This is a genomic window from Betaproteobacteria bacterium (assembly GCA_009377585.1).
Lineage (GTDB): Bacteria > Pseudomonadota > Gammaproteobacteria > Burkholderiales > WYBJ01 > WYBJ01.
Window position 1 is genome coordinate 1 of the sequence record WHTS01000149.1, and the last position, 12,695, is coordinate 12,695.

Annotated in this window: 6 protein-coding genes and 2 tRNA genes; 5 read left to right on the forward strand and 3 right to left on the reverse strand. The window is 65.2% G+C overall.

Annotated elements, in window-relative coordinates; all coding sequences use genetic code 11:
* From GEV05_27665 to GEV05_27675, 3 genes are all read left to right on the forward strand, one after another.
* A partial coding sequence (locus tag GEV05_27665) for a hypothetical protein (GenBank protein MPZ47074.1) occupies positions 1–7,311 on the forward strand: 7,311 nt, incomplete at its 5' end.
* A gap of 216 nt (positions 7,312–7,527) precedes the next feature.
* Entirely contained in the window at positions 7,528–8,919 is a 1,392-nt protein-coding gene (gltX, locus tag GEV05_27670; GenBank protein ID MPZ47075.1) for a glutamate--tRNA ligase, read from the forward strand.
* A 206-nt stretch (positions 8,920–9,125) separates the two neighbouring features.
* Positions 9,126–9,479, forward strand: a complete 354-nt coding sequence (locus GEV05_27675; GenBank protein MPZ47076.1) for a hypothetical protein — start codon at positions 9,126–9,128, stop codon at positions 9,477–9,479.
* 76 nt (positions 9,480–9,555) lie between these two features.
* Here the strand turns inward: GEV05_27675 and GEV05_27680 are convergent, their stop codons facing one another.
* The 3 genes from GEV05_27680 to GEV05_27690 all read right to left on the reverse strand — a co-directional run bounded on the left by GEV05_27680 (position 9,556) and on the right by GEV05_27690 (position 12,363).
* Positions 9,556–10,716, reverse strand: a complete 1,161-nt coding sequence (locus GEV05_27680; protein MPZ47077.1) for an alpha/beta hydrolase — start codon at positions 10,714–10,716, stop codon at positions 9,556–9,558.
* 15 nt (positions 10,717–10,731) lie between these two features.
* Complete coding sequence (locus GEV05_27685; protein ID MPZ47078.1) at positions 10,732–11,715, reverse strand: hypothetical protein; 984 nt, start codon at positions 11,713–11,715, stop codon at positions 10,732–10,734.
* A gap of 345 nt (positions 11,716–12,060) precedes the next feature.
* A complete protein-coding gene (locus GEV05_27690; GenBank protein MPZ47079.1) occupies positions 12,061–12,363 on the reverse strand; it encodes a hypothetical protein in 303 nt (100 codons plus the stop codon).
* A 137-nt stretch (positions 12,364–12,500) separates the two neighbouring features.
* On the opposite strand from GEV05_27690, the gene GEV05_27695 reads away from it, so the two are divergent.
* Together GEV05_27695 and GEV05_27700 are read left to right on the forward strand one after the other, a co-directional pair.
* Positions 12,501–12,576 (forward strand) — tRNA-Ala (locus GEV05_27695).
* Positions 12,577–12,617: 41 nt separating this feature from the next.
* A tRNA-Glu gene (locus tag GEV05_27700) sits at positions 12,618–12,693 on the forward strand.
* The last annotated feature ends 2 nt before the right edge of the window (positions 12,694–12,695 follow it).

The following is a 12,695-nucleotide window of genomic DNA, read 5'->3' on the forward strand; positions in this document are numbered from 1 at the left end:
TTCGCGCAAGTGTCGAGCATGGAGAAATACTGGCAGTCGCTCCTCGACGGCACGCGCGCATCGGGTGCAACTCCGGATGCACCAACCGCCCACGACACGACTTTCCTGCGCGCCGCGGATATCGCGGCGTTCACCACGGCGATCAATGCTGGCACGAAGATCAACGTGTCGGGCTACTCGCTCGGCGGCCATATTGCGTCCGTGTTCTCGACCTTCTACGGGGAGGCCATCTCGTCGCTGTACCTCTTTAATTCCTCGGGAATTGGGCGGATTCGCGATGGCTTCTCGGCTAGTACATATCGAGATGTGCTGGCGATGTACGAGACTTACGTGCGCCCGGAGAACCTGGAGGCGGCGATTGTCAAAGCGCGCGACTGGGCGTCGCGCGTGTCCCTCCTGGATGGGTTAGGAGCGAGAGTTCGGTTGCTGGTTCCTGAGTTCAACCGATATGGGCTATTCCACGGGCTTGCCTTCGTGCCCGAGGCATTCCAGCCGCACGTCAGTAGTGGCGCTGACGGCATGATTGCCGTCGTGGAATCGCTCATCACCGTCGCCAGGGAGCAGGGTCGAAAGGGCATTCCAAACGGTACCGATGGCGTGCCGATGATCGCGAGCTCGGCGCAGCACTTTCTCGTCTCGATGTTCGCCTCCGAAGCTCTCGAAGGCACCTACGTACAGACCGTGCGCCGCGGGCTGGGAGCCACCTTCCCCTCGCTGCAGGAAAGCGGATTGATTCCGGCGGACGTGAAAATCCACCAAGTGTCCGGGCTGGCGGCCGCCGGCGCACCTTCGAACGCCACGTTCGGGGACATGGCGAAAGCGAGCGACTGGAACATCGTGGCCGACTCCGGCATTCGCGCCGCCCCCGATTCGCAGCTGCAGTCCGTCTACATCGAGGATCAGCCGATCCTCGCTGGACTTCCTTTTTCCGACCGCGGATTGGGCGATTTCGGCAATACCCACTCCATCACCCTGATCGTCGATTCGCTGGCCGTCATCCGGATGCTGCAAAAGGCGCAGCCCTCGCTTTCCCAGGAGACGGCGGAGCAAGTGTTTCGCGCCAGCTCGAATCTGCGCAAGCAGACGTACAACTTGTATCCGCCCGCGGCGCTGGCCGAGCACGATACGCTCGAGCGCGTGGTCGATGCCTTCGGGCGCGTCCTGTTCGGCCGCTCGAGCGTGGGCGATAACGACTGGTCGACCGATCTCGCCTCCGCCGACGGCGTTTCGTCCTTCGGATTGCTGGCGTATCGCGATCCGTTCCATGCGCGCATCCAGGCCATCGAAACCGAAGTTGCGGCCCGCGGCCTGGCCGACAACCTTCAGATCGTGAGTCTCGCCGGATGGAGCAGCGCGAACATCGCCACCGCGGCTGCCGAGGCGTCCGACACCGGCAAGGCCATTCGCTACGCATTGAAGGAGCTCAATCCCTTCTTCGTCCTCGGCGCGGGGCTTTACGACAGCTTGAACCGGGATACCACGCTTGCGCTGCACGACCCGGCCACGGGAACCGGTTCGATCACGAGCGAGTGGCTGCAGGACCGTGCCGATTATCTGGCCCTGAAGCTCAGACTCGGTATGGCCGATCATGCTTACGAGCTCGGCAACGAATCGATCGCGTATTCGACGGCGGCCGGCGACTTCGCCTTGTCGATTGCCAACGCACATGCGCCCGGCCTGTTCGCGCCCGATTTGCCGATGAGCAAGACAACGCGTTCGATCCTCGTCAAGCTGGTGGAGAGCCTGGCCGCATCCGGCCAGGCGCGCAAGATCATGTTCGGCGCCGCTGGCGACCCGGCCGCGAATCCTTCCACGGTCGAAGGCGGCGCCGACTCCTTGACCGGCAAGGCGGGCGCCGATCGGCTTTACGGCGAAGGCGGCAACGACAAGCTGTTCGGCGCTGCAGGCGCCGATTATCTCGAGGGGGCTGGCGGTGACGACGATCTCACCGGCGGCTCCGGCAACGACATGTTGGCCGGTGGATCGGGCTACGACAGCTACTTCTGGACCTTGGGCGATGGTTTCGACCGCATCGTCGAGACGCGCGAAGCCTCGGGCCAGATGCGTGGGCGCATCGTGCTGCGGTTCGACACCCAACTGCTCGTGCCGCGCCTGTTCAAGCGCGACGATTCGGCGCCGATCGAAATCTGGCGCTCGCCCGATAGGAACCTGCTGCTCACGCACGGTACGACCTGGGTGCTCAGCTTCGTCGACGGCGAGATCGACCTCGGTACGGACCTGCGCGACGGCGATCTCGGCTTCCGCATCGAAGGCGTTGCATCGCCCCCGCCGCCGACGGTGCTCGATGGTGTCGTGCTCGATACCGTCATCGTCGGACCCAACGTAGGCGGCGCTATCCTGATGGGCGAGTACGGGCACGATCGCCTGTTCGCCGAGGCGCCGATCGCACTGGAAGCCGCGTTGCTGCTGGGAAACGCCGCGCCGTCGATCGGCTGGGGTTTCTGGCTGACCGCCGGTCCGGGCGACGATGTCGCGATCGCCTCATCCGCTGCCGACATCGTGGCCGGGGGTGGCGGCGCCGATACGCTGGTCGGTGGCCCGGGCAACGACCTGATCGACGGCGATGCCGACGAGGCGCCCATTTTGAACGGGAACCACCTGCGCTGGGATTATCGTCCCGATGCGGTCGAGAGCTACTTCACCGAGTTCTACGCGCCCGGCTTCGTCACCGGCGGCACCGGAATTTTCACGAACCTCTTTCGCGATCAGATCGCCGATGCGGCCGACATACTCTACGGAGGCGGCGGCAACGATCGCATGTACGGCGGGGGCGGGGATGATCTGCTCTACGGCGATCCGGGCGACGATCTGCTCGTAGGTGGCGCCGGCGCGGACGTACTGTTCGGCGGCGACGGCGCCGATCGCATCACCGGAGAGTTGCACGGATACGGGCCGGTACCGTTCGAGGTGATCGGCAACAAGATCATCACTTATCCACACTACGTTTCTGCGTATGGCGACGACATCATCGATGGCGGCGCCGGGGCGGACGAGCTCACCGGCGAAGGCGGCGCGGATATTCTCTTCGGCGGCGAAGGCGCCGATACGATCTACGCCGATTTCGCGGGCTTGCCGGACGCGCTGCACGGCAACGACGTGGCCGATGGCGGCACGGGCGATGATTCGATCTACGGCCAGGGCGGCAACGATCTCCTCCTTGGCGGTGCGGGCAATGACACTCTTATCGGTGATAGCGACATCGAGGCACAGTTGCACGGTGTCGATTCGCTGTACGGCGATGAAGGCGACGATCTGCTGATCGGCGCAGGGGGCGCAGACCGGCTCTTCGGCGGCAGCGGGGCCGACACGCTGATCGGCGATGCCTTCGACGTGCCGGCGGAATTCAACGGGGCCGATGTGCTCGATGGCGGTGCCGGCGACGATGTTCTGTACGGTCTCGGCGGCGGCGACGAACTGTTCGGCGGGGAAGGCGCCGATCGCCTGCACGGCGACGATCCGGACGCCGCGTTCCTGGGGCAAGCCGATCTGCTCGATGGCGGCCCCGGCGACGACGTGCTGCGCGGTCAGGCAGGCGACGATCGCCTTCTCGGAGGCAGCGGCAACGATACGCTGTTCGGCGAGGCGGGCAACGATACGCTCGCGGGCGGTCCCGGATCGGACCTGCTCGACGGCGGCAGCGGCAACAACGTCTATGAATTCGCGCTGGGCGACGGCGTCGACCGGCTGATCGCGGGCGCCGGCATCACGAACATTTCTTTCATCGAAGGCATCGAGCTCTCGGCGCTGCGAGCCAATCGGGACCTGAGCTCGTCCGCCGGCATTGCGCCGCTACAAATCCAGTACTCGCCCACCGACGCCATCACGATCGAGGCGCTCGTGGATGCGAACCAGCTGCAGATCGAGATCGGCGATACCGACACAGTGAGCGGCGCGGAGCTGCTGCAACTCACCCAGTCGCTTGCGCGCGCCACGGCGGGCAGCGGCGCATCCGAGATCCTGTTCGCCGACGAGATTCACACGAATCTGTTCGCGCTGAACGGCGACGATGTGTTGGTGGGTTCGGCGGCAGCCGACACGCTTCACGGCGGCGCGGGAGACGACGAGCTGTACGGCTTGGATGGGGACGACAGCTTGCTCGGTGGCGAAGGCGCCGATCGGCTGCTCGGCGGATCGGGCCACGATCGGCTCGAAGGCGGCGCCGGCGACGATCGCTACGAGTTCTCGCCGGGCGAAGGCGTTGACAGCGTGATCGAGTCGACGGGCGAGGGCTTCGACGTCGTCATGCTGCCGCAAGGCGCATCGCTGGAATCCGTGCGTCTGCGCCGCGCCGGCAACGATCTCGTCGTCACCGAACGCGGCGGAACCGGCCGCCTGTTCGTGCGCGATTGGTATGCAGCGGGAGAAGCCGATCCAGGCATCGACGCCATCGTGCACGATGAAGGCACGCTCGATGCCGATGCGATCGTTGCGCGCGAGCTCGCCGATCGTACCTTGCTTGGAACTCCAGCCGCCGATACGCTCACGGGCGATGAGTTCGGCGACATCGTCATCGGTGGCGCCGGAGACGATCTGCTCGCCGGTCTCGCCGGAGACGACCGCTATATCTACGCACGCGGGGACGGCAACGACCGGATTCTCGATACCGGCGGCTTCGATACGGTCGAGTTTGGGGCGGGCATCGAGCCAGGCGAGATCGAGTTCGTCGCTTCCCCCGACGGCGTGGGCGGGACCTCGATCGCCTTGCGGCTCGCCGGCGCATCGGGTCAGCTCGTCTTCGGCGAGGCGCATACGCAACGCATCGACGAATTCCATTTTGCAAACGGCGAGGTCCTGGACTATGCGAGCTTCCTGCGCCGGGTAGGTGGCGTGCGCGTCGAGGGCGGCGAAGACGCCGATATCTTGTCGGGGACGTACTTCCAGGACGCGCTTTATGGCTTCGCCGGAGACGATACGCTGAGCGCGGACGCCGGCGAGGATTGGCTGGTCGGTGCGGAAGGCAACGATTTTCTTGCCGGCGGCGCCAACGACGACACCTACGTCTTCAACGTGGGCGACGGGCGCGATGTCGTCCTCGAGTACGAGGGCAACGACGAGTACCTGCTTTTCCGCGGCTATTTCACCCCCTCGGGACACCGCGCCTTCGATCTCGACGGGACGACGTTCGTCACCAACGAGCCGCTGCCCGGTGCTTTCGGGGAAACCTTCAACATCTCGCTCGGAGCCGTGGCAGGCGGCAACGACACGATCCGTTTCGGCGAGGGCATCGCGCCCGAGGACATTCGCTTCGGCCTGGATCTCGGCAAGCCGCTGCGCCCGTACAGCTGGCTGGTCGAAGATTCAGCGGGCGGCCTCGTGCCCGGAACCGTGCAGGCCGAGGAGGTCGCGTACATCCTCGAAATCGGAACGAACGGCGATGCCATCGAGCTGCTCTGGCCCCAGGTGGAGATCGAGGAACACGCAGCGCAGAGCTTCGTCGATTCGCTGCCCGTGGAGCAGCTGATCTTCGGGGAGAACGAGCCGGTCTCGCTGCAGGATGTCTTTTTCATCGCGGGCGGCCTTGCCTACGTGATCGGCACGAGTCATGACGACGTCCTGAACGTGGAACGGGTGCTGCCGGGCGGATGGCTCGCCGGAGGCGCAGGCAACGATCGTTATCTGCGACCGGAGGAGGGTGGGCTGGGCATCCTCGAAACGGACAGCGGCGGGACCGATACGATCGCTTTCGGCGAGGCGGTAAGCCCCGACGCCGTTCGTTTGACGCTCGAGCAGGAACGCCTCCTTCTGGACACTGGAGCGGGGCGAATCGAGTTTCTCGGCTTCGACCGCTCGGCAGCCGAGCGCGCGCTCGTCGAGCACTTCGAATTCGCCAATGGCACGTCGCTCGCCTACGACGCGCTGTTGTCCCGGGGCATCGATGTCGCGGGAACGCCCTTCAACGATCATCTCTCCGGCACGTCGGCGTACGACCTCGTGCGCGCCGGCAGCGGCAACGATGTCGTTGCAAGCGCCGGGGGTAACGACATCATCGACGCGGCGGACGGAGCCGACACGATCGCAGCAGGCGCCGGCGACGATTGGGTGGATGCCGGCCCGGGTAACGATGTCATCCGCGGCGGTCCAGGACGTGACCGCTACCAGTTCGCGCGCGGCAGCGGCAGCGATGTGATCGAAGAGGACGGTATCGCGGGCGAAGCGGATACGCTCGAATTCGCGGGCGATATCTCGCCCGACGAGGTGAGCGTGCGCCGGGCAGGCGGCGATATGGTGCTCGAGATCGCGGACGATGGCGGGCGCATCACCGTGCGCGACTGGTTTACGGCCGATGCGATGCGGGTCGAGAACGTGCGGTTCACCGGCGGCACCGCCTGGGATGCTTCGGCACTCGCGGCGCTGGCGGGAGAATCGCTGCCGGCTTCTGAACCGCCGGACGAACCACCGGTAGATCCGCCTTCGGAGCCGTCCCCGGAACCGCCCACGGCTTCGGATCCGCCCCTGGCGTCCGAGCCGCCCGTGGCCTCGGAACCGCCTGTGATCTCCGAGCCGCCCGTGATTCCGGAACCGCCGGTCGTTTCCGAGCCGCCCGTGGTCTCGGAACCCGTGGTGTCGGGACCGGCGGTCGAACCGGTAACGACTCCGGTCACTGCGCCGTCCGGCGCCGCATCGGCCGAGACTGCAAGTCCATCCGCGCCTTCCGTCATTGCGTTGCCACCGGCGGAGGCGATCTCCGACGCTACGACACTTGCATCAACCGCATCGGCGGCGCTCATGTTCCCTGCGGCAGAGCCGATGCCCATGATCGAACCGGCGAGCACGACCGCGGTGTCCGCCAGGTTTAGGTCTGCGGCAACTGCGTCGGGGGAGCCTGCCGAGACGGCGCTCGGTTCGCCCAGCGCCGCTGGGCCGACGCCGTCGCCGTCGCCTTCAGCACTCGGAATCACGGCAGCGACAATCGAAAGCCTGGCAGCCGCAGGCTTCGTCAGTCCCGGCCGGCCCTTGGCTGCACCAACTGAAACCGGCGCGGAGATCATCGAGGTCGAGACGTCGCCGTCCGAGGAGACGCCGGCGGAGTCCCTCCCTGAAGCCGATGGCTCGGCAGCCATGGCCGCTTATTGGCGATGGATGCACGCGCGCCTCGATGCGCATCTCGAAGAGACGCAGGTCGACGATCTCGGCGCCCCGGCGATGCAATCATATCGCCCCGTCGCGTTTTCCTGGAGCGGTGCGCTCGATGCGCTCGAGCCGTCGCGCTCGGTCGGCATTCGCGAGCGAGCGGCGTTCGATGCGCGCGCCTTCGATGGCCTGCGCGATGGATTCGTGAACTTGGGGTAGCGGTCGCGTAGCCAGGACGTTCGAGCGTAGTCCGCCATTGCCGCGCAACCTCTGGCGTTGCATGGAAGCGCGTCGTTGTCGGGTTGAAGCGATGGATGAGCGCCAGCGTTTCCGCCGTGCCTTGCTCCGCGTTGCCGCGCATCGGCTCAATCGGTGAAACGACGCGAGCGAGCGTAGAGTTTGACTACAATACCGATTTGTCCCCGTTTCCCCATCATGGTTCGCACTCGCTTCGCTCCCAGTCCCACCGGCTATCTGCACATCGGCGGCGCGCGCACCGCGCTTTTCTGTTGGGCGTACGCGCGCCGTCACGGCGGCACGTTCATCCTGCGCATCGAGGACACCGACCTCGAACGCTCGACCGAGCTCTCCCGCCAGGCGATCCTGGAAAGCATGCAATGGCTCGGCATCGACTGGGACGAAGGTCCGCACTACCAGATGCAGCGGCTCGATCGCTATCGCGAGGTGGCGCAACGGTTGCTGCACGAGCGCCAAGCGTACTACTGCTACAGCAGCAAGGAAGAGCTCGATGCGATGCGCGATGCGCAGCGCGCGCGCGGCGAGAAGCCGCGTTACGACCGGCGCTGGCGCGATTCGACCGAAACCCCGCCCGCGGGCGTCAAGCCGGTAATCCGCTTCAAGACGCCGCGCGCAGGCGAGGTCACATTCGATGACCTGGTGAAGGGACGCATCGTGGTCGATAACGCGGAGCTCGACGATCTCGTGATCCTGCGTGCGGACGGCGTGCCCACTTACAATTTCGGCGTCGTCGTCGACGACATCGACATGAACATCACCCATGTCATCCGCGGCGACGATCACGTGAACAACACGCCGCGCCAGATCAACATCTTTCGCGCGCTTGGCGCGGAGCTGCCCGCGTTCGCGCACGTGCCCATGATCCTTGGCGCGGACGGCGAGCGACTGTCCAAGCGCCACGGCGCGGTAAGCGTCACCCAATACCGTGACGACGGCTACCTCCCCGAGGCGATGCTCAACTATCTTGCGCGCCTGGGCTGGTCGCATGGGGACGAGGAAGTGTTTTCGATGCAGCAGATGGTCGAGTGGTTCGACCTCGCGCACATCAGCAAGTCGCCCGCGCGCTTCAATCCGGAGAAGCTCGCCTGGCTCAATCAGCAATATCTGAAGGTGGCCGACGATACCCGCCTGGCCGAGCTGGCGCGCCCCTTCCTGCAGCGCATCGACTGCGATCCGGCGCGAGGTCCGGATCTCGTTCGAGTCGTCACGCTCATCAAGGAGCGGGTGAGCACCCTGGAAGAGCTGGCCGATGCGGCCGCGTATTTCTACAAGCCGCTGTCCGCCGCCGAGAGCTTGCGCGCCCAATACTATACGGCGGACGTGCGCGAGCCTCTGACGAACCTGCGCGCGCGCCTGCAAACGGCGCCATGGACTCGTCAGGACATCAACGCGCAGCTCAAGGCGGTGGTGGCCGAGCACAAACTCAAGCTGCCGCGGCTTGCCATGCCGCTTCGGGTGATGGTCACCGGCGGGCCGCAGAGCCCGTCCATCGACGCCGTTCTGGAACTGCTGGGCCGCGACGAGGCGCTGCACCGAATCGATGCACAGCTCGCGCTGTTTCCGGAGTGATCGTAGCGGATTGTTCCTGGTGCTTGTGCGTCAATGCGCTGATGCTCGGATCGGGTCGTTCTCGCGTCAACGGAAATCCAGAGAGGTGGAGCATTGCTCCCGACTGCGCGGAAATGACGAGGAAGACATTGGCGGACCCTGACCTCAGGTTCCAGATTTGCGAAGCCCGTTCGTAATACTGTGTGGATGCGCTTACGGAGCATGCGATGAGCCTTGACAGCTTTTCAGTCACCGAGCCCGCCGCCGAACCGTTTCTGATGCTGCTCTACCGGTACATTTGGCCGTTCGCGTACTTTCGCGACGTTACGCGCGGCAAGCGCCTGGAGCGCCAGTTGAACTATCGGTACAACCGGCAAATGCGCGTATACCTGCCTGGTTTCGCGGCCAAGTGGGCGTTCCTGACGGCGCTGTTCTTCGCCATCGGGTTCGGGCTCGCCAGCCAAGCCGCGCCGGAATTGTTGACCGCTTGCCTGTTCGCCACCGGCGTGTCGGCGCTCACCGTGTCCATCGTCGTGATGACGACGTGGTGCTGGCTGACGCGCTTTCCCGAGCTCTACTGAGTATCCCTCTTCCGACTCGGTGGCCATCAAGCCCCCCTATCCCCCCGGGAGAGGGGGGTGAGGGCAAGTTGCGTGCTCAACCCCCGAGCCGCACCTTGAGCCAATCGGTGATGACGGTCGTAATGACGGACGCATCCACGCCCGGCGTGCGCCCCATGTGACCGCCCTTGGGGAAGATGCGCGCCTCCTTCGGCGTGCCGTGCTCCATCAGCAGGTAGATGTCCTGCACCGGCGCCTGATCATCGAGCTTGCCGTTGATGCCGAGGATCGTGCACGAGGGCTGGTCGATGAGCCCGAGCGCCACGAGCGAGAGCTTCGGCGCGGCTTCCAGCACCTCTTCCAGCGTCTTCACGCCCATGGCGGTGCTGCGCGCTTCCAGCAGGCTCGCCGGGCCGAAGAGATAGGTGGACGCGGTCTTGGTGAGTGCGGGAATGAGCCACTCGCGTTGCAGTCCATAGTGCACGCTGCCGCCCTGGAACACCGCGCCCTTGAGCCGCTTGGCTTCGACATAGGCCATGCGCGCTGCCCAGTAGCCGCCGAAGCTTCCGCCCCATACGCCGATGCGGCTGCCGTCGATGTCCGCGCGGCCGACCAGGTGGTTGATCCAGGCCACGAATGTCGCCTCGGCCCGCGGGTCAATGTAGCGCACCGGATTTTCGCCGGTGCCCGGCAAGTCGATCGACATCGTGGCCACCCCGCGGGCGTTCAGCGCCCGGGTTGCCGCCTGGCGGTCTTCCTTCCAGCCATCGACCCCGCCCCATTGCAGCACGATGGGCGGGCGTTGGACGCCCTTGGGAATCTGCAGGTAGCCGGTGAGCTTCTTGTCCTCGAAGGCGATCTGCACCACTTCGAGCGGAGGATCGAAGTACTTGGCTGCCTTGTGAAACACGCGCAGCGAATCGCGGTATGCGCGTTGCTTGCCCGGGCTGGTTGCGACCGGATAGCGGCCGATGCGAAAGTAATCGAAGGCGAGGTAGTACGCTTCCTCGATCTCCTTGGCGTCGCCCTTGGCGGCCGCCAATTCATCGCCGCGCGCCTCGTAGCGCTGGCCGAGCCGGCTCCACAGCTCGGCCCAGTGATCGTGGTCGAGGCTCGTGAGCGCCTCGACCACTTGCCGAGTGTCTTCGGCCTTGATGGCCTCGAACGGGCTGATGCGCGCGTTGGCCCTGCGCATGACCTCCTTCTTGATGTCGGCCAGCGAAGGCCCGGCCGATCCGCCGCTCTCGACTTCTGCCATGTTCGTCTCCGATGCCTACGAGGCGAGCGAGAACTTCTGGAACGTATGACAATCCGCCGGCGCGCGCCCGCGGCTCACGGCGAAAGTCCACGTCACTTCGCTCACGTAAACGTCGCGCTTCGAATCGATCGCCAGGCCGTGCGGCGCGGCGAAGCTGCCGGGTGCCGTTGCCTCCGGAGTCCCCCAGCGTGCGAGCACCTTGCCCTCGGGATCGAAGACGCTCAGTCGCGCGTGCAGCGCCTTCTTGATCGGCCCCAGCGTTTGCGACGTGTCGCCCTCGTGCCACCACAGTTCCGTGACATAGGCGCGGCCTTGCGCGTCGAACACGAGGTGAGTCGGGCGCTGGGTGTCGCTCCACTCGCTCAGAAATTCGCCGTCGGGGCTGAAGATCTGGATCCGGTCGCTTTCCCGGTCGCACACGAACACTCGCCCATCGGCCGACACGGCAATGCCATGCGGCAGGTGGAATTGGCCGGGGCCGCGTCCGGGCTCGCCCCAGGAGCGCTTCAGCTGTCCGCTCGGGGAAAACTGATGCACTCGCGAATTGCCGTAGCCGTCCGAGACGTAGAGATCGCCCTTCGGGCCGATGGCGATGTTGGTCGGACGATTGAACGGCCCCGCGCCGCGCTTGATCGTCATGGTGTCCTTGCCGTCGTAGCCCGTATCGGAGGGCACGTTCAGCGTGCCCATCGTCATGAGAAGTTTTCCTTCCGGCGTGAACTGGCGCACCGTGTGATTGCCGTCATCGGTGCAGAAGATGGTGCCGTTGGGCGCGACGGTGATGCCGTGGGTGCGATAGGTGAAATCGCCTTCGCCCCAGGAGCGCAGGAAGTTGCCCTTCTGGTCGTAGACGATGACCGGGTGGTCGCCCCGGCAGATCAGGTAGACGCGATCCTCGCCGTCGACCGCGACGCCGGCGACGTCCCGGTGGACGTAGCCCTTCGGCAACTGCTCCCATTCCTCGACCACCGAGTAACGAATCTGGCCAGATTGTTCCATTGCTGTCTCCTCGCCAAGCCGTGCGTTGTCGGATGCCGCTCGCGCCTTCCGCGCTGCGTATGAATCGTACCGGGAATCGCGGCGGAAGGGTGAAGGCGGCTACTGCACCAGGAAGCAGTTCCGACGGAGACCCAATCGTCGATCAAACGGGTACGCGTGGTGAAGTCGGCGAGCTTGGTCATGTGACGATCGAAGCCGGCGGCGGCCGAACGAAGTTAGCGGCGGCCGAACGCTTGTCACCACAGTGGTCCCGGCCGTCAGCGGCTGGAAGAGGCAGCCCGGAAGTCCTTCACCAACACGAGCGACAGCTGACTTTTCCGAGGCATACGCAGGCAAACGGGCGTATCAGGCGATTCGCAGCAGCTCGACTTCCGGCGGGCACGTCAGAACCTCGCTGAACTCGTGCATCCAATTACCGGTCGCGTCCTGCGAGCCCAGGCCGTTTTCGCGGAAATTCTCGAACCGGTCCAGGCTGGGTACCTCGACTTCGAACTGCAGCGCAGCGCCTTCGCGCCCGCGGGTCAGGGGTACTAGCAGCCGCGCGGTCAGCTTGTTGTCCCCGGCCGCCTTGACTTCGCGCTCGATCATAGCGATCGCGCGATCACGGTTGACGGGAAGAACCGAATACGAAAACCGAGCGAGGTACATGGCGAGTCTCCGGGGAATTGAGCAAGGGACGCGGGTTCGTCCGACCGCTTCTCCCTGCAACGCCGGGGCCAGGGCTCCCTCACGCCGATCTGCGCTTTGCACAACCCGGTGGGGTCGCTATAATCGCCTGCTTTCGTGGGGGTATAGCTCAGCTGGGAGAGCGTCGCAATGGCATTGCGAAGGTCAGCGGTTCGATCCCGCTTACCTCCACCACGCGAACAAGCAAGCTAGCCTCGCAAGAAAAACTTCCCGCAGTCCCCATCGTCTAGAGGCCTAGGACATCGCCCTTTCACGGCGGTAACCGGGGTTCGAATCCCCGTGGGGACGCCAAT

Coding starts and splice junctions, on each gene's coding strand:
- gltX (MPZ47075.1), top strand. CDS start 7,528: ATGGTTCGCACTCGCTTCGCTCCCAGTCCCACCGGCTATCTGCACATC.
- GEV05_27675 (MPZ47076.1), top strand. CDS start 9,126: ATGAGCCTTGACAGCTTTTCAGTCACCGAGCCCGCCGCCGAACCGTTT.
- GEV05_27680 (MPZ47077.1), bottom strand. CDS start 10,716: ATGGCAGAAGTCGAGAGCGGCGGATCGGCCGGGCCTTCGCTGGCCGAC.
- GEV05_27685 (MPZ47078.1), bottom strand. CDS start 11,715: ATGGAACAATCTGGCCAGATTCGTTACTCGGTGGTCGAGGAATGGGAG.
- GEV05_27690 (MPZ47079.1), bottom strand. CDS start 12,363: ATGTACCTCGCTCGGTTTTCGTATTCGGTTCTTCCCGTCAACCGTGAT.